Here is a 19,471-nt window from a genome sequence, read left to right on the forward strand (position 1 = left end):
TCGGTGTTTCGCCTGGGGACGGCCCCATTATCTCGACCGAGATATTGGAGACGATCGTACCATGCAGCCCTGTAGCCCGCGGCACGTCCGCGTGACCAATTCCTTCATCGAGCAGCCCAATTGCCCCGCCGGAAGCCATCGTTTCGTGGAACGATCTCGGCCGCCGATCGCTTTCCCAACATATTGAAGCGCGCAGGTGGCCGCCTGCGCGCGCCGCCGACGTTTCGTCACCAACGCACGAGGTTGATGATGGCCGGACCCATCGAACAATTTGAGATCAAGTCGCTCTTCCCAATCGCCGAAGTCGGCGGCCACCAGATCAGCTTTACCAACTCGGCCGCCTACATGGTGCTGACGATCGCGATCGCCAGCCTCTTCCTGATCCTGTCGACCAGGAGACGCGGCCTCGTGCCGAACCGGGCGCAGTCGGCTGCCGAAATCCTCTATGAGTTTGCGGCAAAGACTTTGCGCGACAACGCCGGCGAAAAGGGCATGCGCTTCTTCCCGCTGGTGTTCTCGCTGTTCATGTTCATCCTGACCGCCAACCTGATCGGCATGTTTCCCTATGCCTTCACGGTAACGAGCCATATCGCCGTCACCTTCGCGCTGGCGATGCTGGTGTTCCTGACGGTCACGCTCTACGGCCTCTACCGGCACGGCCTCGGCTTTCTCAGGCTGTTCATGCCCTCAGGCGTGCCGTTGATCCTGGCACCGATCATCATCCCGATCGAGGTGGTCTCCTACCTGTCGCGCCCGGTCAGCCACTCGGTCCGTCTGTTCGCGGTCATGCTCGCCGGTCATATCACGCTCAAGGTTTTCGCCGGCTTCGTCGTGGGCTTGAGCGGTTTCGGCGCGCTTGGCATTCTGGCGGCGATCATGCCCCTGCTGATGACGGTGGCGCTGACGGGGCTGGAGCTGCTGATGGCCCTGATCCAGGCCTATATCTTCACCATGCTGACCTGCATGTATCTCAACGACGCGCTGCATCCGAGCCACTGAGAAAAGGCAAGAGGCTCCCCCGCCAAGGGGAGCCTCTTTTTCATTCGGCCGCCACGCGCCGGGCTTCGTTGCGGTAGGTCCGCCAGGACGACCAGGCGAAGGCCATCAGGAACATTGCGGTCATCAGGAGCACGATGGTCGGCGCCGGCGCGCTGTCGATGAAGAAGGACAGATAGACGCCGGTGAAGGACGCCGTCATCGCGATCAGCACGGCGACGATGAGCATCATGCCCATTGTCCGGGTGATCAGGAAGGCGATGGCGCCGGGCGCGATCAGCATGGCGATGGCGAGGATCAGCCCCACCGCCTTCAGCGCACCGACAATCGTTAGCGACAGGATCGCCAGCAGCCCATAGTGCAGCCAGTTGACCGGCAGGCCGACCGCCTTGGCCTGGGCCGGGTCGAAGGCATGCAGCAGGAAATCCCGCCACTTGACCGCGAGGATGCCGGCGGCGACGAGCGCGATCGCGCCGGTCTCGACAATGTCCGGCCAGCCGATGCCGAGCATGTCGCCGAAGAGGATGTGATCGAGGTGCACGTCGCTCTGGATCTTGGTGTAGAGCACCAGGCCGAAACCGAACATGCCGGAGAAGACCACGCCCATGACGGTATCCTGCTTGATGCGGCTGTTTTCCTTGAGATAGCCGGTGAGCAGCGCGCAGGACATGCCGGCGGCAAAGGCACCGACGGCGAGCGGCAGGCCGACGATGTAGGAGATCACCACGCCGGGAAAGACGGCATGTGAGATCGCATCGCCCATCAGCGACCAGCCCTTCAGCACCAGGAAGCAGGAGAGCATCGCGGTCGGGATCGCCACCAGCACCGAGATCAAAAGCGCGTTGCGCATGAACTCGAATTCGAACACGGCAAGCATCATGTCGAGCGAGATCATCGGCCGGCCTCCACCGGTTCGGCGCCGCGCCGGCGCGCGGCCAGAAGCCCGTGCTTCGGGGCAAAGACGAAGGCCGTGAGGAAGATCAGCGTATGTAGCACAATGATGATGCCGCCGGTGGCGCCATCGAGGAAATAGCTGAAATAGGCGCCGAAGAAGCTCGTCAGCGTGCCGATGGCGACGCTGATGAGGATCAGCCGCGGAAAACGATCCGTCAGCAAATAGGCGGTGGCGCCCGGTGTTACGACCATGGCGATGACGAGAAAGGCGCCGACGGTCTGGAGGGCCGCGACCGTGCAGGCCGAAAGCAGCGTGAAGAACAAGACCTTGAGGAAGGTCGTCGGGATGCCGATCGAGCGGGCGTGGCTCTCGTCGAAGAAGGTCACCATCAGGTCCTTCCACTTGGCCGTCAGGATGATGAGCGAGACGATGCCGATGATCGCCAATTGCAGCGTGTCGGCGGGCGTGATCGCCAGGATGTTGCCGAGCACGATTGTCTGGATGTTCACCGACGTCGGCGACAGCGAGACCATGAAGAGGCCGAGGCCGAAGAAGGAGGTGAAGATCAGCCCGATGATCGTGTCTTCCTTGAGCCTTGTGCGCTGATTGAGAAACAGCATGGCGCCGGCGGCAAGGGCCCCGGAGAAGAAGGCGCCGAGCGAGAAGGGCAGGCCGAGCATGTAGGCGCCGGCAACGCCGGGCACAATCGAGTGCGAGAGCGCGTCGCCGATCAGCGACCAGCCTTTCAGCATCAGATAGGAGGACAGGAAGGCGCAGACGCCGCCGACCAGTGCGCTCACCCACATGGCGTTGAGCATGTAGCCGTAGGTGAAGGGTTCGGAGAGCGTGGCGATCATTTGCCGTTCTGTTCCCCGTTGGTCTCGGGCTTTGCCGGTTGCGCCACCATGCGGTCCTTGTCGCCATACATGACGAGCGGACGCTCGTCGTCGGTGATGACGGCAAGCTGGCGGGGATCGGCGTCGTCGTGCAGGCTATCGCCGCCGAGCACGAAGTGCCGCAGCACGCCGCCGAAGGCGAGCTCGAGGTTCTCGCGGGTGAAGGTCGTCTCGGTCGGGCCATAGGCGAGCACGGTGTTCTTCAGAAGCACGGTGCGGTCGCAGAATTCCGGTACGCTGCCGAGATTGTGGGTCGAGACCAGCATGACCCGGCCCTCGTCGCGAAGGCCGATCAAAAGCCGAATGATCGCGTCCTCGGTTTTGACGTCGACGCCGGTGAAGGGTTCGTCGAGCAGGATGACCTTGCCGTCCTGGGCAAGGGCGCGTGCGAGGAAGACGCGCTTCTTCTGGCCGCCGGAGAGTTCGCCGATCTGGCGCTTGCGGTAGTCGCTCATGCCGACGCGGGCAAGGGCTGCCTCGACCGCTTCGTGATCGACTTTCTTCGGGATGCGCAACATGTTCATGTGGCCGTAACGGCCCATCATGACCACGTCCTCGACCAGCACCGGGAAGTTCCAGTCGACTTCTTCGGCCTGCGGCACATAGGCGACGAGGTTTTTCTTCAGCGCGTCCGGCACGGAAAGACCGAGGATCGCGATCTCGCCGCGCGACAGGCGGGCAAAACCCATGATCGCCTTGAACAGCGTCGACTTGCCGCTGCCGTTGACGCCGACGAGCGCGGTGATCGTGCCGGTCGGGATCTCGAAGCTGGCGTCAAGCAGCGCCCGCAGGCCGTTGCGGTAGGTGACGGTGGCACCCGCGACGCGGATGCCGCTTCCTTGCTCACCGGAAGAAGGTGCTGGCCCGGAGCGCGTCTTCACCTGAAGGTTCATTGTGCAAGACCCTTGGCGATGGTTTCCGATGTGACGCGCAGCAGGTCGACATAGGTCGGAACCGGGCCGTCCGCTTCGCTCAAGGAATCAACGTAGAGCACACCGCCGTATTTTGCACCGGTCTCGCGCGCCACTTGTTCTGCCGGGTCCGGCGAAATCGTGCTTTCGGAGAAGACCACAGGGATATGGTTCGCCCGGACGGCGTCGATCACCTTGCGGACCTGCTGCGGGGTACCCTGCTGGTCGGCGTTGATCGGCCAGAGATAGAGTTCCTTCATTCCGAAATCGCGGATCAGGTAGCTGAAGGCGCCTTCGCTCGAGACCAGCCAGCGCTTGTCCTCGGGGATCTTGGCGATCTCGGCGCGGATCGGTGCAATGGTCGCCTCGATCTTCTGCTTATAGGCCTCGGCATTGGCCTTGTAGGTCTCGGCATTATCAGGGTCATACTTCACGAAGGCGTCGCGGATGTTGTCGACATAGATCAACGCGGCCGATGGCGACATCCAGGCATGCGGATTGGGCTTGCCGGTATAGGGGCCCTCGGCAATGCCCATGGGGTCGATGCCGGTCGAGACGACGACACCGGGAACATCGTCGAAGTTCTGGAAGAATTTCTCGAACCAGCGCTCCAGGTTCAGGCCATTCCAGAGGATCAGCTTGGCGTCATGCGCCTTCAGGATATCGCGCGGCGTCGGCTGGTAGTTGTGGATCTCGGCGCCCGGCTTGGTGATCGATTCGACGATGGCCGCGTCGCCCGCGACGTTCTTTGCCATGTCGGCAATGACCGTAAAAGTCGTCACTGCCTTGAATTTCTCCTGCGCGTAAGCGGCGCCTGGAACGAGCGCAATGGCTGCGACGGCCGTCATTGCCGCCAGGATCGCGCGCCTCGTCTGATCGATCATTCTCTACTCCCAGTGTTGATGCTCACAGGAGTAGGGGAATGATTTGCATAAGTCAATGCAAATGAGAAGCATTCGCAACTAGCTATTTTCAAAGGCCGTGCCCTTGGCTAGTGTACGACCATGAAACAGAACAAGAATCGTGTCGAAGAACTGGAAGGCGTGTTGAGGGATGGCGGCGTGCGCGTGACGCGCCAGCGTGCCGCTATTCTGAAGATCCTCGCCACCGCCGAAGACCATCCGGATGCAAACGAACTGCATCGCCGGGCGAAGGAAATCGACGCCACCGTCTCGCTATCGACGGTCTACCGGACGTTGTCTGCGCTTGAGCAACAGGGCGTGGTGCAGCGCCATGCCTTTGAGAGTGCGACCGCTCGCTTCGAGACCGCCGACGCGCCGCACCACGATCATCTGATCGACATCGACACCGGTGCGGTGATCGAGTTCCGCTCCGACAAGATCGAGCAGCTTCAGGCGGAAATCGCCGCCGAACTCGGCTATGACCTCGTACGTCACCGGCTGGAACTCTACTGCCGCAAGCGCAAGGACTGAGGCGTCGGCAATGGCGCGCCAGACGGCGCGCGCAATCTCTTCTCTTTATCCGTAAGTGGCCTCAGCCGCGGTCGGCGATCGCGGCGACGCGTCGCCGCGCCGGAATGGTCATGGCCGCGACCCCGACGATGACGCAGCCAAGGCCGATCCAGGCGGTGTCCGACAGCCGTTCGCCGAGGAAGAGCGCGCCGATGGCAACGCCGATCGGCACGCGCAGATAGGCCTGTGCCGTGGCGCCGACCGAGCCCAGTGTCTGGATCAGCCGGAAGTAGATGGCAAAGGCAAGGGCGGTCGAGAAGACGGCGAGGCCGAGCAGTGCCAGCAGCGACTCCGTCGACGGCGCAAGCGTCCAGGGCCTGTCGACGACGAGGCTTACCGGGATCAGCAGGGCAGCACCTGCGATCAACGAGCCGGCGGCGGGCATCATCGGGTCGAGTCCCTTGAAGCTGCGACCGAAGATGGCGGCGCCCGCGTAGCAGACGGTGGCGAGCACCACGGCCAACTGTGGCAGCAACTGTTCCCCGAGGCCGCCGAGGGCCTCCATGCCGATGATCAGGCTGATGCCGGTCATGCCGGCGACGATGCCAACGAGCTTGCGGGCCGTGACCGCTTCGTGGCGGGTGATCAGCGCCGTCATCAGGAAGGCGAAGATCGGCGTCGTCGCATTGAGGATCGAGGCGATGCCGGCATCGATCGTCTGCTCGGCCCAGGCGATCAGCGTGAAGGGCACAACGCTGTTGAGGCAGGCCTGGAACAGGAAGCGCCGCCAGGTCGCCGCGTCACGCGGCAGGCTGAGACCACGCCAGCGCAGAACGGCAAGAAGAAGCGCGCCGGCAATCAGGGTGCGGGCGGCAATCAGTGTAACCGGCGGAATGGTCTCGATGCCGATCTTGATGAAGGTGTAGGAGGCGCCCCAGAGCGTTGCGAGCGCAAGAAGCAGCAGGAGTTCGAAAGAAAGGTTGGTCTTGGCCATCGGGATCGCATCCTTGTCGTCATTGTTGCCATCGTTCTAGCGCGACGCTTACGGCGGATGCTTCGTTGGCGATCGAAGTATCGGGATCCTCCGAGATGTGAAAAAGCGAAACCCCGGCTTTCGTGGGAAAGCCGGGGTTCCGTGATTGCGGGTGGCTCAATGGCTGTCGGCGAGCTTGGCCGCGTTGACGCTGGCTGTGCTTTCGAAGCTGAGGCCATTGAAGAAGGCGTTGAGCACGACGGCCGAGATCGAGGCAAGCACGATGCCGGACTCGATGATCGGGTGGATCGCATGCGGCAGCCAGATCAGGAAGTTCGGCGCGATCAGCGGGATCAGGCCGAAGCCGACCGAGACGGCAACCACGAACAGGTTGTTGCGCGACGACTTGAAATCGACGGTCGACAGGATGCGCACGCCGGTCGCAGCGACCATGCCGAACATCACCAGGCCGGCGCCGCCGAGCACGAAGGTCGGAACCGCTTCGACCAGTGCGCCCATCTTCGGGATGAGGCCGAGCGCGATCATGATGACGCCCCCCATCACGCAGACGTAGCGGCTCTTGACGCCGGTGACGCCGACAAGCCCGACATTCTGCGAGAAGCTCGTGTAGGGGAAGGTGTTGAACAGGCCGCCGATCATGGTGCCGAGGCCATCGACCCTGAGCCCCGCCGTCAACTGCTGCCGCGAGACTTCGCGATTGGTGATTTCGCCGAGTGCCAGGAACATGCCGGTCGATTCGATCATCACGACGATCATCACCAGCGACATGGTGGCGATCAGCACCGGATCGAAGATCGGCATGCCGAAGCGCAGCGGCGTGACCACCGCGAACCAGCCGGCATCGGCCACCCGGTCGAAATGCATCATGCCGAGTGCTGCGGCGACGACGCAGCCGACGACCACGCCGGTCAGCACCGCGATGTTGCTGATCAGTCCGCGGCCGAAGCGGGTGATCACGAGAATGGAGAGGAGCACGAAGCCGGCCAGCGCAATGTGGCTCGGCTCGGCGTAGAGCGGGTTCGGGACGCTGGCGCCAAGCACCAGGCCGTCCGGTACCGCCGGGCCTCCGGTGGCCGCGGCCTTCTTGAGCTCCGCCAGCCATTCCGCATGGCTCGGATCGACGAGCTTGGGTGCGGTCGGACCGAAGGGATTGCCGAAGATCCAGTTCACGCCGACGCGCATCAGCGAAACGCCGATGACGAGAATGATCGTGCCGGTGACGACGGGGGGGAAGAACCTCAGAAGCCGGCCCATGACCGGCGCGAGCAGGAGCGCGACGAGGCCGGCGCCGATGATGGCGCCGAAAATCATCCGGGCACCCTCTTGCCCGGGTGTCATCGCCGCCATCGAGACCATCGGGCCGACCGAGGCGAAAGTAACGCCCATCATGACCGGAAGCCGGATGCCGATGCTGCGGCCGAGGCCAAGCGACTGGATGATGGTGACGAGGCCGCAAACGAAAAGATCGGCGGAAATCAGGAAAGCGACGTCCTGGGGGCTGAGCTGCAAGGCGCGGCCGACGATCAGGGGCACCGCGACGGCGCCGCCATACATGACAAGGACATGCTGCAACCCGAGGGTCGCAAGTCTGCCCACGGGCAGCCTCTCGTCCACCGGGTGTATGCTGGAAACGTCGCTCATGGTTCCTCCTCCCATTACATCGACCAGTCCGGCCCCCGTCCTCCAACAGGGGAACGCTATCTTCGGTTGTCGAGACAGAATGTCGCAAGTATCGCCGGAACGAAAACACTTTCCGGATTTCGGGGGAAGTTGTCGAGGGGTGATCCGGGCGGGAAAGGTTCGGATTTGACCGTCGAACGGCGCCGACCGGGCAGGTATTGCCGAAGAAGGCCTCAAGGCGCGCCAACGAACAGCTTGATCCTAGCAACGATGCAACGTTGCTGCAATGCGAAGCGACGATGGTTCGTCGCGCCGGGTGCGAAGGCTCCGCCGCGGTTCGTTGGGGATCATGTCGATGAAATCTTGCAGATTGGCCTTTTCGTCTCCCTGCCGTGCGCTTTTCGTGTTGCTGATCGTTCTCTGGCCGGCGATCGCCGGGGCGAGCGGCGTCAGCTTCCAGGGGCAATGGCAGCAGGTCACGTCCGGCGCCGGTGACTTCGAGAGCTGCTCGGTCGAGATCCGGCGGAACGGCCCCGTGCTGAAGGTGACGGGGAGGGATGGATGGTTCGCGGTGACCCATCTCGGGCGCGTCGGCGGCGGTTCGAGCGCTGCGGGCATCGGGCGCTGGAACGAGGACGGCGCCGGCCGCTATCGCGGCAAGCCGTTCGACATCCGCATCACGATCGTCGATGAGCATCTCCACATGGATATGAGCGTGCGGATGGATGATGGCTCGACGCAGGCGGTCAGGGCCATCTTCGACAAGCGACGATCCGAGAAATCCGGACGCCTGCGGCTTGCCCACATGTAGGCGCGACAGGTCCTTTCACGCCTATGGGCAAAGAAATACCGGGGCCGTTGCCGACCCCGGTGCCGCATCTCCCGAGGAGATGAGGGCCGCCCGTTTTGCAGGCGGCCGTTGGTTTCTTACTTCTGCCAGCTCTTGACCAGATCGTCGTAGTTGACGGTCTGCGGCTTTTCCTTCTCGTTCTCGATCTTCAGCTGCGGAGCGAGGTTGCCCTTGGAAACGGCATCCTTGTTCCAGTACTCGAGATCGTGCTCTTCGGCGAGCTTCGGACCGATGTCGCCCTGAACGCCCGAGCGTTCGAGACGGGAGAGAACCTTCTCCTGCTCGGCGCACAGCGAGTCCATGGCTTCCTGAGCGGTCTTGGCACCCGAGGATGCATCGCCGATCGCCTGCCACCAAAGCTGAGCCAGCTTCGGATAGTCAGGAACGTTCGTGCCGGTCGGCGACCACTGCAGGCGGGCCGGCGAACGGTAGAACTCGATCAGACCGCCGAGCTTCGGAGCGCGGTCCGTGAAGCTCTTGTGGTCCAGCGTCGACTGGCGGATGAAGGTGAGGCCGACATGGCTCTTCTTCACGTCGACGGTCTTCGAGGTCACGAACTGCGCATAGAGCCAGGCGGCCTTGGCGCGGTCGTCAGGCGTGGACTTCAGCAGCGTCCAGGAACCGGCGTCCTGGTAACCGAGCTTCATGCCGTCCTTCCAGTAGACGCCATGCGGGCTCGGAGCAAAACGCCACTTCGGCGTGCCGTCCTCGTTGACGACGGGCAGGCCCGGCTTGACGAAGTCGGCGGTGAACGCCGTGTAGGTGAACATCTGCTGGGCGACTTCGCCCTGCGACGGAACCGGGCCGGATTCCGAGAAGGTCATGCCCTGCGCAGCTGCCGGTGCGTAGGCCTTCATCCAGTCGAGATACTTCTGGATGGAGTAGACAGCGGCCGGGCCGTTGGTGTCGCCACCGCGGGCAACGCAGGAGCCGACCGGGCGCGAGTTTTCGTCGACCTTGATGCCCCACTCGTCGACCGGCTTGCCGTTCGGGATGCCCTTGTCGCCGTTGCCGGCCATCGACAGCCAGGCGTCGGTGAAGCGCCAGCCGAGCGACGGGTCCTTCTTGCCGTAGTCCATGTGGCCATAGACTTTCTTGCCGTCGACTTCGCGACCGGTGAAGAACTCGGCGATATCCTCATAGGCCGACCAGTTGACCGGAACGCCGAGGTCGTAGCCGTACTTCGCCTTGAAGTCCGCCTTGTTCTTCTCGTCGTTGAACCAGTCGTAGCGGAACCAGTAGAGGTTCGCGAACTGCTGGTCGGGAAGCTGGTAGAGCTTGCCATCCGGTGCTGTCGTGAACGATTTGCCGATGAAGTCGTCGATGTCGAGGTTCGGGTTGGTGACGTCCTTGCCTTCATTGGCCATGAAGTCGGTCAGGCTGCGGGCCTGCTGGTAGCGCCAATGGGTACCGATCAGATCCGAGTCGTTGATGTAGGCGTCATAGACGTTTTCGCCCGACTGCATCTGCGTCTGCAGCTTTTCGACGACGTCGCCTTCGCCGATCAGGTCGTGGGTGATCTTGATGCCGGTGATGTCGGAGAAGGCCTTGGCCAGGGTCTTCGATTCGTATTCATGGGTGGTGATCGTTTCGGAAACGACCTTGATTTCCATGCCGGCAAAGGGCTTCGCCGCATCGACGAACCATTGCATTTCGGCTTCCTGGCCGGCGCGGTCGAGCGAGGACATGTCGCCGATCTCGCTGTCGAGGAATTTCTTGGCTTCGTCCATGCCGGCAAAAGCGCTGCCGGTGAAAGCCAGCAGCATAGCTGCCGTCGTAGTCAAAAGATGCCGTCGCATAATTCCCTCCCTTAGGTTTGCGAATGCGGTTCTTTATCTTTCGAGGGGCCGCCCGTCTGGCGGCCCCTCAAATCGGTTCGCCTCAGACGTAGCGGAAGACGCCGACGGCATAGACCAGGGAGAGCGCGAGCGCCCACCACAGGTTCTGCCCGCCGACGAAGCCGAGCCATGCGAGGTGAATGAAGGCGCTGCCGAGCAGTGACACGAAGAGGCGATCGCCCCGTGTCGTCTCGAAGCGCAGGATGCCGACGCGCGGGTTGCCACCGGGCGAGGCATATTCCCAGACCGCCATCATCGACAGCAGTGCGAAGATCGTCAGGAAGAACATGGCCGACGGAAACGACCAGGCCATCCAGCCACCGGGGATAAGCGGCGCGAACCAGTCGCGCGCGCCGTCCTTGATGGGCAGCATGCTGAAGAGCAGCCCGGCAACGGCGGCGTAGACGACGAGAACGGCGGCAAACGGCAGTTGCCAGCGAGCGTTGCGAACGGGTTGAGCGGTCATCATACCCTCCCCAGGGCAAAGCCCTTGGCGATGTAGTTGCGAACGAAATAGATCACGAGTGCGCCCGGAATGATGGTGAGCACGCCGGCGGCCGCCAGCACGCCCCAGTCGAGACCGGAGGCGGAGACCGTGCGGGTCATGGTGGCGGCGATCGGCTTGGCGTCCGTGGTCGTCAGCGTGCGGGCAAGCAGCAGTTCGACCCAGGAGAACATGAAGCAGAAGAACGCAGCGACACCGATGCCCGAGGCGATCAGCGGCATGAAGATCTTCACGAAGAAGCGCGGGAACGAGTAACCGTCGATATAGGCGGTCTCGTCGATCTCCTTCGGCACGCCCGACATGAAGCCTTCCAGGATCCAGACCGCGAGCGGCACGTTGAACAGGCAGTGCGCAAGGGCAACCGCGATGTGCGTGTCGATCAGGCCGAAGGCCGAATAGAGCTGGAAGAAGGGCAGCGCGAAGACGGCCGGCGGCGCCATGCGGTTGGTCAAGAGCCAGAAGAACAGGTGCTTGTCGCCGAGGAAGCGGTAGCGCGAGAAGGCGTAGGCCGCCGGCAGCGCTGCCGTCACCGAGATCACCGTGTTCATGACGACGTAGATGATCGAGTTGATGTAGCCGTTGTACCAGGAGGGATCGGTGAAGATCACCTGGTAGTTCCGGAGCGTCGGATTGACCGGCCAGAGCGAGAAGGTGCTCAGGATCTCGCTCGTTTCCTTGAAGCTCATGTTGACGAGCCAATAGATCGGCAGGAGCAGGAAGACGATGTAGACCGTCGGCACCAGCCAGGAGAGGCGTTCGGTAAGTAGTTGTTTTTGCATTTTGTTTCTCCTCCCGCCTTTGTCAGCCCTGCGCGTCGCTCGTGGTCATCACGGTGTAGAAGATCCACGAGAGCAGCAGGATGATGAGGAAGTAGATGATCGATAGCGCTGCCGCAGGACCGAGGTCGAACTGGCCGATGGCCGTCTTGACGAGGTCGATGGACAGGAAGGTTGTCGAGTTGCCGGGACCGCCGCCGGTGACGACGAAGGGCTCGGTGTAGATCATGAAACTATCCATGAACCGCAGCAGGAAGGCGATCAAAAGCACGCGCTTCATCTTCGGCAGCTGGATGTAGCGGAACACCGACCAGCGCGAGGCGCCGTCGATCTTGGCCGCCTGGTAATAGGCGTCGGGGATCGAGACGAGACCGGCATAGCAGAGCAGGACGACGAGGCTCGTCCAGTGCCAGACGTCCATGACGATCAGCGTGACCCAGGCGGCAACGGGGTTCTGCACGTAATTGTAGTTGATGCCGATCGCTTCGAGCGTGCGGCCGAGCAGGCCGATGTCGACGCGGCCGAAGACCTGCCAGATGGTGCCGACGACGTTCCACGGGATCAAGAGCGGCAGCGCCATCAGGACCAGGCAGACCGGTACGCCGAGACCCTTCTTCGGCATGTTGAGCGCGATGATGATGCCGAGCGGGATTTCGATTGCCAGGATGATCGCCGAGAAGATCAGGTTGCGGCTGAGCGCGTCCCAGAAGCGGTCCGACGTCAGCACCTGCACGTACCAGTCGGTGCCGGCCCAGAAGAACTGGTTGTTGCCGAAGGTGTCCTGGACCGAATAGTTGACGACGGTCATCAGCGGGATGACGGCCGAGAAGGCGACCAGCACGAGGACCGGCAGCACCATGAACCAGGCCTTGTTGTTCCAGGTTTTCTCCATGGTCAGGCCTCCTCGCCGACGCGCCAGGAATCGGCGTAGATATTGATGGCTTTCGGGTCGAAGGTGACGCGCGGCTCGGCGGGGATCTCGCCGTCCTCGTCGACGATGATCGAGATCGGCTGGTCGGCAAAACGGGCGCGCACGATCTTGTGGCGGCCGATATCCTCGACCTTGGTGATCGCGACCGGCATGCCTTCGCGACCGAGCGAGACGAATTCCGGGCGGATGCCGAGCTCGGTCTTGGCGCCGGCCTTGACCTTGGGCTGGAAGGTGAGGCCCAACTGCTCGCCGCCGATCGTCGCGGTGCCGCCGTCGAGCTTGACCGGCAGCACGTTCATGCCCGGCGAGCCGATGAAGTAGCCGACAAAGGTGTGGCGCGGGCGCTCGAAGAGTTCCGCCGGCGTGCCGATCTGCACGATCTGGCCGTCATACATGACGACGACCTTGTCGGCGAAGGTCAGCGCCTCGGTCTGGTCGTGGGTGACGTAGACCATGGTGAAGCCGAACTGCTTGTGCAGGCGCTTGATCTGTGAGCGCAGCACCCACTTCATTTCCGGATCGATGACCGTCAGCGGTTCGTCGAAGAGGATCGCGCTGACGTCGTTGCGCACGAGGCCGCGGCCGAGCGAGATCTTCTGCTTCTGGTCGGCGGTGAGGCCCCGAGCCGTCTTCTTCGCCCAGCCGCCAAGGCCGATCATCTCGATCGTTTCCTTGACGCGGCGGTCGACCTCGGCCTCCGGCACATGCCGGTTGCGCAAGGGGAAGGCCAGATTATCGTAAACCGTCATCGTGTCGTAGATGACCGGGAACTGGAACACCTGGGCGATGTTGCGTTCCTGGGTCGACAGATGCGTCACGTCCTTGCCGTCGAAGAGGATCTCGCCTTCGGACGGGTTGATCAGGCCAGAGATAATGTTGAGCAGCGTGGTCTTGCCGCAGCCGGAGGGCCCGAGCAGCGCATAGGCGCCGCCGTCGTTCCACTCGTGGTGCACTTCCTTCAGCGCGTAGTCGTTTTCCGACTTCGGCTTGGCGCCATAGGCGTGGCGGATATGGTTGAGATTGATGCGTGCCATGTTTTCCTCCCAGCGCCTCCTTTAGGCCGTGCCGCCGATGGCGCGTCCGTCCGGCCCGAAGGCCATGAGATGGCGGGTATCGACGAAGACCTCGAGGGTCGCGTCGGGTTCGATGTCGTGAATGCCCGGCGCCAGCATCACCCAGCGCGCATTGGCAAAACCGACGTGAATGAAGCTTTCGGAGCCGGCAATTTCGGAGATCGCCGTCTTCACCGTCAGCGCATCGCCGCCGCCCTGCGGGCGGTCAAACGACAGGTGATGCGGCTGGAAGGCGACGGTGCAGGGACCTTCGCCAATGCCAGCCAGATGTGCCGGGACGGTGAGCACAGACTTGCCGTCGAGCGTGAAGGCCGAACCCGCTTTGACCAGCTCGATGCAGTTCAGCGGCGGATCGGCGAAGGTGCGGGCGGTGATCAGGTCGACCGGGCGGCGATAGACGTCGATTGTCTTGTCGAACTGGGTGATGCGGCCCTGGCTGAGGGCTGCGGTGTTGCCGCCGAGCAGCAGCGCTTCTGAAGGCTCGGTCGTCGCATAGACGAAGATGGCGCCGGAGGCGGCGAAGATCTTCGGCAGTTCCTCGCGCAGTTCCTCGCGCAGCTTGTAGTCGAGGTTGGCGAGCGGTTCGTCGAGCAGCACCAGATCGGCGTTCTTGACGATGGCGCGGGCAAGTGCCGTGCGCTGCTGCTGGCCACCCGAGAGGTTCAAGGGCGTGCGGTCGAGATAAGGCGTCAGCTTCAGCAGATCGGCCGCCTTGCGCACCTCGCGGTCGATGGTGGCGGTGTCGGCGCCGCTGATGCGCATCGGTGAGGCGATATTTTCGTAAACGGTCATCGCCGGATAGTTGATGAACTGCTGGTAGACCATGGCGACCGAACGCTTCTGCACCGGCAGGCCGGTGACGTCGGCGCCGTCGAAAAGGAGCGAACCGGAGGCGGGCTTGTCGAGACCGGCCATCAGCCGCATCAGCGACGTCTTGCCGGAAAGGGTCGGGCCGAGCAGAACGTTCAGCGACCCCCTCTCCAGCACCAGGTCGGTCGGGTAGATATGCGTCTCCCCGCCTACGACCTTGGATATCTTCTTCATTTCAAGCATTGAATTCTCCACCCAGCCTGTCGGCAGTCCGAGCGTTTTCCACCCCAGCGCGGAAACGCTCTATCTCATCGGTTTTCTGCATTTCCGGGCGCGCGCGCCCGTGTTGGAAATGCATTGAATGCGAGCGTTGTCAGGCGGCTGCGTTGGCCGCGCCTCGCATGTATTCCTCCAGCGCTGCCGCCTCGCCCGGCGTCAGCTTCAATCCCAGTTTCGTGCGCCGCCACAGCACGTCCTCGGCGTGCCGCGCCCATTCCTGCGTCATCAGCCACTTGACCTCGGCCTCGTAGAGATCGGCGCCGAAATGGTGGCCGAGACCGGCCTCGTTCGACGCCGAACCCAGAAGTGCTGCGGCGCGCGTGCCATAGAGGCGCACGAGGCGACGCGCATGCTGGGGCGCAAGGAAGGGATATTGCTTCCGCAGTCTTGCGACTTCGTCGGCATAACCCTGGGCGGGAAAATCGCCGCCCGGAAGCCTGGAGCCGGCGGTCCATTTCGAACCCTTGACGCCGATCGCCTCGCCGATCTTTTCCAGCGCGGATTCGCCGAGGCGGCGATAGGTCGTGAGCTTGCCGCCGAAGACGTTGAGCAGCGGTGCCGCACCCTTGTCACCCTCGACCCGCAGCACGTAGTCGCGCGTCGCTTCCTGCGCCTTGCTGGCGCCGTCGTCGTAAAGCGGGCGAACGGCCGAATAGGTCCAGACGATGTCGTCCTTTTCCACCGGCTCAAGGAAATACTCGCTTGCTGCCCGGCAGAGATAGTCGACCTCCGCGTCGCTGATGCGCACCTCGCCCGGATTACCGGTGTAGTCGCGGTCGGTGGTACCGATCAGCGTGAAGTCTTCTTCGTAAGGGATGGCGAACATGATGCGGCCATCCGGGTTCTGGAAGAAATAGGCGCGCGGATCGTCGAACTTCTTCTTCACGACGATGTGGCTGCCCTGAACGAGGCGGACATTGTGCACGTCGTTCTTGCCGAGCGCGCCCGAGAGAACCGCGTCGACCCAGGGGCCGGCGGCATTGATGAGCATGCGGGCCTTGAGCGTCTTGCGTTCGCCGGTTGCCTGGTTCTCGGTTTCGATGGCCCAGAGCCCACCGTCGCGACGTCCAGCGACGACGCGGGTACGGGCCATGATGACGGCGCCGCGGTCGGCAGCGTCGCGGGCATTCAAGACCACGAGGCGGGCGTCGTTGACCCAGCCGTCGGAATATTCGAAGGCCTTGTTGAACAGGCGCTTCAGCGGTTTGCCGGCGGGATCGCGGTTCATGTCCAGCGTCGCCGTTGCCGGCAGCAGCTTGCGGCCGCCGATATGGTCGTAAAGGAAGAGGCCGAGGCGGATGAGCCAGGCCGGGCGCAGGCCGCCCTTGTGATAGGGCAGCACGAAGCGCATCGGCCAGATGACGTGCGGCGCCATCGCCCACAGCACTTCGCGCTCCATCAGCGCTTCGCGCACGAGGCGGAATTCGTAATGTTCGAGGTAGCGCAGGCCGCCGTGAATGAGCTTGGTGGAGCCGGAGGACGTGCCGGAAGCGAAATCGTTCATTTCGGCCAAGGCGACCGAGTACCCACGGCCGACCGCGTCGCGCGCGATGCCGCATCCGTTGATGCCGCCGCCGATGACGAAGACGTCGTAGATTGCCTGCTCTGACACTGCTGTTTCCCCTCCACATTTCGCGATGCACAAATTGATGCATCAGCGAAAGTGAAATCAGTTAAAACGAAAACATATCGAATGTCAAACGAATGCTCCCCGAATCTTTAGGGGTGGCTAAATCTCCCGTTTCAGGCGTCGGTTTCGATCAGGCGAACGTCCTGTTCAACACAGATTTTCCTGACGTTTTCGAGCGTGCAGCGGTCGGTGATGAAGGTCTGGACCTGCGATATATGGCCGATGCGAACAGGCGCGGTTCTTTCGAATTTGGTCGAGTCGGAAACCAGAATGACATGGCGCGCATTGGCGATGATCGCCTGGGCGACTTTCACTTCGCGAAAATCGAAATCCAGCAGCGCGCCGTCATGGTCGATCGCCGAGGCGCCGATGACGGCGAAGTCGACCTTGAACTGCTTGATGAAATCGACGGCGGCCTCGCCGACGATGCCGCCGTCCGAGCCGCGCACGACGCCGCCGGTGATCACCACCTCGATCGAGGGGAAAACGCGTAAGCGATTGGCGACATTGATGTTGTTGGTGATGACCATCAGTTCCTTGTGGTCGAGCAGGGCCTCGCCCACAGCTTCGGTGGTGGTGCCGATATTGATGAACAGCGACGCGTTGTCGGGGATGAGTTCGGCGGCGGCCTTGCCGATCGCCTGTTTCTCAAGTGCCGCGATCTGGCGGCGGGCGTCGTATTTGACGTTTTCCTTGCCGCTCGGGAAGATCGCGCCGCCATGAATGCGGTTCAGGATCTTGGCGTCGCAGAGGTCGTTCAGGTCCTTTCGGATGGTTTGCGGCGTGACGGAAAAGCGCTGCGCCAGCTCCTCGACCAGTACCCGGCCCTCGCTTTTTGCCAGTTCCAGGATCTCCTCCTGCCGACCGGTCAAATACATTCCATCCTCCCCATTTTCGTTTTGTTTCATAATATGCAAAAACGAAAGCCGCGCAATTTCAGAATCGGCGTTTGCGGCGAAATTGCTTTCGCAGCGGGTCCAGGGTGTCGGCGCGCGTTGCATTCGCTACGGCGATAGGCGACCCTGCCTTAGGAGTGAAGAGGGGAAAGACATGTTTCATCCGGCCTTGTTCAAGGGCATGACCGTCGTGATCACCGGTGCCGGGCGCGGCATCGGGCTCGAGGTTGCCCGGCAGTTCCTGGATTGTGGCGCGCATGTACTCGTCCATGCCGGCCGGTCGATCGGCGACCTGCCCGATTTTCTCGAATCTGCGGCGACGGAAGGCCGGGCCTATGTGGCGACGGCGGACTTTCTCGCGCCGGATGGTGTCGAGGGGCTGGCCGACGTGGTGCGCAGCCGCTTCCAGAGCATCGATATCCTCATCAACAATGCCGGCACGATGGTCGGCCGCTTCCCGGCGGCGGAGCTGTCCGACGAGCAGTATCAGACCGTCGTCCAGCTCAACCAGACCGCGGTCGTCGAGATGACGCGGGCGATGCTGCCGCTGTTGCGCAAGGGTACGCATCCGGCGATCGTCAACACCGTCTCGATCTCTGCGGTTACCGGCGGCAGCGCCGGGTCGTCGATCTATTCGGCGACGAAGGCGTTCGTTTCCACCTATTCCAAGGCCTTGGCGCGGGAACTCGCGCCCGAGGGCATCCGGGTCAACTGCGTTTCGCCGGGGACGATCACCACCGAATTCCACGAGCGCTACTCATCGCCGGAGAAGCTGGAGGCGACCCGCAAGACCATTCCGCTTGGTCGGCTCGGGACGGCGGAAGACTGCGCGCCCGCCTATCTCTTCCTCGCCTCGCATGTGCTGTCGGGTTACATCACCGGGCAGGTGCTGGAGGTGAATGGCGGGCAGCTGATCGTTTGAGCGGTAGATGAAGTCGGCTGCCCCTCATCCGCCTACCGGCACCTTCTCCTCGCTTGCGGGGAGAAGGAAGGCTGCGGCGCCCGCTCGCGTCCCCATTCCATTCGGGGCCTGCATCATGAAGGGGCGACCTCGCGAAGCGCCACGTCCCGCAAGCGGGAGAGGGTTAGGGTGAGGGGCAGAGCCACAACAACTGAAGGCCGGACATGATCGACAAGCTGGAAATGTTCCTCGTTCTCGCCCGCGAAAGGCATTTTGGTCGCGCGGCGGAGGAGTGTGGGGTGACGCAACCGACGCTGTCGGCGGCCATCCGCCAGCTTGAGGATCAGCTCGGCGTCATGCTCGTCAGCCGCGGGTCGCGCTTTCAGGGCCTGACGCCCGAGGGCCAGCGCGTACTCGAATGGGCGCGGCGCATCGTCGGCGATACCCGCACCATGCGTGAGGAGATGCGGGCGGCGCGCAAGGGTCTTTCCGGCCATATCCGGCTGGCCGCGGTGCCGACGACACTTGCCATGGTGCCGATGATCACCGCGCCGTTCCAGGAAAAGCACCCTGATGTCACCTTTTCCGTGCTCTCGACGACATCGGTGCAGATCCTGGCGCTGCTCGAAAATCTCGAGATCGATGCGGGGCTCACCTATCTGGAGAACGAGCCGCTCGGCCGGGTGACGAGCGTTCCGCTCCAGGTCGAGCGCTATCACCTCGTCACCGCCGCCGGAACACCGCTTTCGGAGCGGGAAAGCGTGACGTGGAAAGAGGTTAGCGACGTTCGGCTTTGTCTATTGACGGCCGATATGCAGAACCGCCGCATCATCAACCAGCATTTTTCGGAGGCCGGTGCCGTCGCCAAACCGACGCTCGAATCGAACTCGATGATCGTGCTTTTTTCGCATGTGCGCACCGGCCGCTGGGCCAGCATCATGCCATTCAACGTCGCGAAATCATTCGGTTTTCACGAAGATATCCGGATGATCCCGATCGTCGATCCGGACGCCCGTCACACGGTCGGCCTGGTTGCGACGCATCGTGAGCCGTTTACGCCGCTGGTGTCGGCCTTGCTTCACGAAGCACGCATTCTCGGCGAGCGGAATCAGGCTCAATAGATTTTTTCTATCGATCGACGGAACAGCCTTATTGACCCATGCGGCCATAAGCGCGAAGCTTTTTGATCATGGCCGGAGACCGCCGAGGAACGGCCTTCGCCAGAAGTGAAATGTCGGCTGGGCCGGTCGTCCGTTTC

19 protein-coding genes are annotated in these 19,471 nt (G+C 62.7%); 5 read left to right on the forward strand and 14 right to left on the reverse strand.

From position 1 onward, the window contains the following. Positions 1-249 precede the first annotated feature (249 nt). Positions 250-999: a F0F1 ATP synthase subunit A gene (locus BLU15_RS11095; RefSeq protein WP_090295342.1), complete on the forward strand. Its 750-nt coding sequence runs from the start codon at positions 250-252 to the stop codon at positions 997-999. A 40-nt stretch (positions 1,000-1,039) separates the two neighbouring features. Here BLU15_RS11095 and BLU15_RS11100 read toward each other — a convergent pair whose 3' ends face one another. From BLU15_RS11100 to BLU15_RS11115, 4 genes are read right to left on the reverse strand one after another with little or no spacing between them, the layout of a single operon-like run. Next, positions 1,040-1,891, reverse strand: coding sequence for a metal ABC transporter permease (locus BLU15_RS11100; RefSeq protein ID WP_060611074.1), 852 nt, complete (start codon positions 1,889-1,891; stop codon positions 1,040-1,042). Beyond that, positions 1,888-2,748 carry a metal ABC transporter permease gene (locus BLU15_RS11105; protein WP_090295344.1) on the reverse strand — a complete coding sequence of 287 codons (861 nt, stop codon included), beginning with the start codon at positions 2,746-2,748 and terminating at the stop codon, positions 1,888-1,890. The genes BLU15_RS11100 and BLU15_RS11105 overlap by 4 nt, the downstream gene beginning before the upstream one ends. Continuing rightward, positions 2,745-3,680: a manganese/iron ABC transporter ATP-binding protein gene (locus BLU15_RS11110; protein ID WP_090295347.1), complete on the reverse strand. Its 936-nt coding sequence runs from the start codon at positions 3,678-3,680 to the stop codon at positions 2,745-2,747. The genes BLU15_RS11105 and BLU15_RS11110 overlap by 4 nt, the downstream gene beginning before the upstream one ends. Further along, positions 3,677-4,582, reverse strand: a complete 906-nt coding sequence (locus BLU15_RS11115; RefSeq protein ID WP_034802475.1) for a metal ABC transporter substrate-binding protein — start codon at positions 4,580-4,582, stop codon at positions 3,677-3,679. The genes BLU15_RS11110 and BLU15_RS11115 overlap by 4 nt, the downstream gene beginning before the upstream one ends. 120 nt (positions 4,583-4,702) lie before the next feature. Here BLU15_RS11115 and BLU15_RS11120 point away from each other — a divergent pair, with 120 nt between their 5' ends. Next, the gene (locus BLU15_RS11120; protein ID WP_034802472.1) at positions 4,703-5,131 is read left to right on the forward strand and encodes a Fur family transcriptional regulator; all 429 of its coding nucleotides are present in this window, start codon (positions 4,703-4,705) and stop codon (positions 5,129-5,131) included. A gap of 61 nt (positions 5,132-5,192) precedes the next feature. On the opposite strand, the gene BLU15_RS11125 is transcribed toward BLU15_RS11120, so the two are convergent. After that, complete coding sequence (locus BLU15_RS11125; RefSeq protein WP_090295349.1) at positions 5,193-6,104, reverse strand: DMT family transporter; 912 nt, start codon at positions 6,102-6,104, stop codon at positions 5,193-5,195. Between the two features lie 156 nt (positions 6,105-6,260). Further along, positions 6,261-7,745: a nucleobase:cation symporter-2 family protein gene (locus tag BLU15_RS11130; protein WP_090295352.1), complete on the reverse strand. Its 1,485-nt coding sequence runs from the start codon at positions 7,743-7,745 to the stop codon at positions 6,261-6,263. Positions 7,746-8,079: 334 nt separating this feature from the next. Between BLU15_RS11130 and BLU15_RS11135 the strand changes: the two genes are divergently transcribed. Then, entirely contained in the window at positions 8,080-8,535 is a 456-nt protein-coding gene (locus BLU15_RS11135; RefSeq protein WP_143034210.1) for a hypothetical protein, read from the forward strand. Positions 8,536-8,651: 116 nt separating this feature from the next. On the opposite strand, the gene BLU15_RS11140 is transcribed toward BLU15_RS11135, so the two are convergent. The 8 genes from BLU15_RS11140 to BLU15_RS11175 all read right to left on the reverse strand — a co-directional run bounded on the left by BLU15_RS11140 (position 8,652) and on the right by BLU15_RS11175 (position 17,294). Beyond that, the gene (locus BLU15_RS11140; protein WP_034802459.1) at positions 8,652-10,373 is read right to left on the reverse strand and encodes an ABC transporter substrate-binding protein; all 1,722 of its coding nucleotides are present in this window, start codon (positions 10,371-10,373) and stop codon (positions 8,652-8,654) included. 82 nt (positions 10,374-10,455) lie between these two features. Then, positions 10,456-10,878 (reverse strand): DUF2160 domain-containing protein, encoded by a 423-nt coding sequence (locus tag BLU15_RS11145; RefSeq protein ID WP_034802456.1) that lies wholly within the window; start codon positions 10,876-10,878, stop codon positions 10,456-10,458. Next, positions 10,878-11,696 (reverse strand): carbohydrate ABC transporter permease, encoded by an 819-nt coding sequence (locus tag BLU15_RS11150; protein ID WP_090295357.1) that lies wholly within the window; start codon positions 11,694-11,696, stop codon positions 10,878-10,880. Before BLU15_RS11150 ends, BLU15_RS11145 begins: the two co-directional genes overlap by 1 nt. Positions 11,697-11,718: 22 nt before the next feature. Next, the gene (locus tag BLU15_RS11155) at positions 11,719-12,585 is read right to left on the reverse strand and encodes a carbohydrate ABC transporter permease (protein ID WP_034802451.1); all 867 of its coding nucleotides are present in this window, start codon (positions 12,583-12,585) and stop codon (positions 11,719-11,721) included. A 2-nt stretch (positions 12,586-12,587) separates the two neighbouring features. Continuing rightward, on the reverse strand, positions 12,588-13,658 hold the full coding sequence (locus tag BLU15_RS11160) for an ABC transporter ATP-binding protein (protein WP_034802449.1): 1,071 nt from the start codon (positions 13,656-13,658) through the stop codon (positions 12,588-12,590). Positions 13,659-13,679: 21 nt separating this feature from the next. Next, positions 13,680-14,750, reverse strand: coding sequence for an ABC transporter ATP-binding protein (locus BLU15_RS11165; protein WP_090295360.1), 1,071 nt, complete (start codon positions 14,748-14,750; stop codon positions 13,680-13,682). 130 nt (positions 14,751-14,880) lie between these two features. Continuing rightward, complete coding sequence (gene glpD / locus BLU15_RS11170) at positions 14,881-16,398, reverse strand: glycerol-3-phosphate dehydrogenase (RefSeq protein WP_090295363.1); 1,518 nt, start codon at positions 16,396-16,398, stop codon at positions 14,881-14,883. A 131-nt stretch (positions 16,399-16,529) separates the two neighbouring features. Continuing rightward, the gene (locus BLU15_RS11175; RefSeq protein ID WP_043619091.1) at positions 16,530-17,294 is read right to left on the reverse strand and encodes a DeoR/GlpR family DNA-binding transcription regulator; all 765 of its coding nucleotides are present in this window, start codon (positions 17,292-17,294) and stop codon (positions 16,530-16,532) included. A 172-nt stretch (positions 17,295-17,466) separates the two neighbouring features. Here BLU15_RS11175 and BLU15_RS11180 point away from each other — a divergent pair, with 172 nt between their 5' ends. Beyond that, on the forward strand, positions 17,467-18,234 hold the full coding sequence (locus tag BLU15_RS11180) for an SDR family NAD(P)-dependent oxidoreductase (RefSeq protein WP_090295366.1): 768 nt from the start codon (positions 17,467-17,469) through the stop codon (positions 18,232-18,234). A 203-nt stretch (positions 18,235-18,437) separates the two neighbouring features. Then, the gene (locus BLU15_RS11185; RefSeq protein ID WP_060521374.1) at positions 18,438-19,334 is read left to right on the forward strand and encodes a LysR family transcriptional regulator; all 897 of its coding nucleotides are present in this window, start codon (positions 18,438-18,440) and stop codon (positions 19,332-19,334) included. The last annotated feature ends 137 nt before the right edge of the window (positions 19,335-19,471 follow it).

This window comes from Ensifer sp. YR511 (assembly GCF_900103045.1).
Lineage (GTDB): Bacteria > Pseudomonadota > Alphaproteobacteria > Rhizobiales > Rhizobiaceae > Ensifer > Ensifer adhaerens.

Bases quoted from the DNA above. Each gene is read 5' to 3' on its own strand.
- BLU15_RS11110 (WP_090295347.1), bottom strand. From the start codon at position 3,680: ATGAACCTTCAGGTGAAGACGCGCTCCGGGCCAGCACCTTCTTCCGGT.
- BLU15_RS11120 (WP_034802472.1), top strand. From the start codon at position 4,703: ATGAAACAGAACAAGAATCGTGTCGAAGAACTGGAAGGCGTGTTGAGG.
- BLU15_RS11180 (WP_090295366.1), top strand. From the start codon at position 17,467: ATGTTTCATCCGGCCTTGTTCAAGGGCATGACCGTCGTGATCACCGGT.
- BLU15_RS11155 (WP_034802451.1), bottom strand. From the start codon at position 12,585: ATGGAGAAAACCTGGAACAACAAGGCCTGGTTCATGGTGCTGCCGGTC.
- BLU15_RS11175 (WP_043619091.1), bottom strand. From the start codon at position 17,294: ATGTATTTGACCGGTCGGCAGGAGGAGATCCTGGAACTGGCAAAAAGC.
- BLU15_RS11140 (WP_034802459.1), bottom strand. From the start codon at position 10,373: ATGCGACGGCATCTTTTGACTACGACGGCAGCTATGCTGCTGGCTTTC.
- BLU15_RS11160 (WP_034802449.1), bottom strand. From the start codon at position 13,658: ATGGCACGCATCAATCTCAACCATATCCGCCACGCCTATGGCGCCAAG.
- BLU15_RS11105 (WP_090295344.1), bottom strand. From the start codon at position 2,748: ATGATCGCCACGCTCTCCGAACCCTTCACCTACGGCTACATGCTCAAC.
- BLU15_RS11095 (WP_090295342.1), top strand. From the start codon at position 250: ATGGCCGGACCCATCGAACAATTTGAGATCAAGTCGCTCTTCCCAATC.
- BLU15_RS11135 (WP_143034210.1), top strand. From the start codon at position 8,080: ATGAAATCTTGCAGATTGGCCTTTTCGTCTCCCTGCCGTGCGCTTTTC.
- BLU15_RS11115 (WP_034802475.1), bottom strand. From the start codon at position 4,582: ATGATCGATCAGACGAGGCGCGCGATCCTGGCGGCAATGACGGCCGTC.
- BLU15_RS11125 (WP_090295349.1), bottom strand. From the start codon at position 6,104: ATGGCCAAGACCAACCTTTCTTTCGAACTCCTGCTGCTTCTTGCGCTC.
- BLU15_RS11185 (WP_060521374.1), top strand. From the start codon at position 18,438: ATGATCGACAAGCTGGAAATGTTCCTCGTTCTCGCCCGCGAAAGGCAT.
- BLU15_RS11100 (WP_060611074.1), bottom strand. From the start codon at position 1,891: ATGATCTCGCTCGACATGATGCTTGCCGTGTTCGAATTCGAGTTCATG.
- BLU15_RS11150 (WP_090295357.1), bottom strand. From the start codon at position 11,696: ATGCAAAAACAACTACTTACCGAACGCCTCTCCTGGCTGGTGCCGACG.
- BLU15_RS11145 (WP_034802456.1), bottom strand. From the start codon at position 10,878: ATGACCGCTCAACCCGTTCGCAACGCTCGCTGGCAACTGCCGTTTGCC.
- BLU15_RS11165 (WP_090295360.1), bottom strand. From the start codon at position 14,750: ATGCTTGAAATGAAGAAGATATCCAAGGTCGTAGGCGGGGAGACGCAT.
- BLU15_RS11130 (WP_090295352.1), bottom strand. From the start codon at position 7,745: ATGAGCGACGTTTCCAGCATACACCCGGTGGACGAGAGGCTGCCCGTG.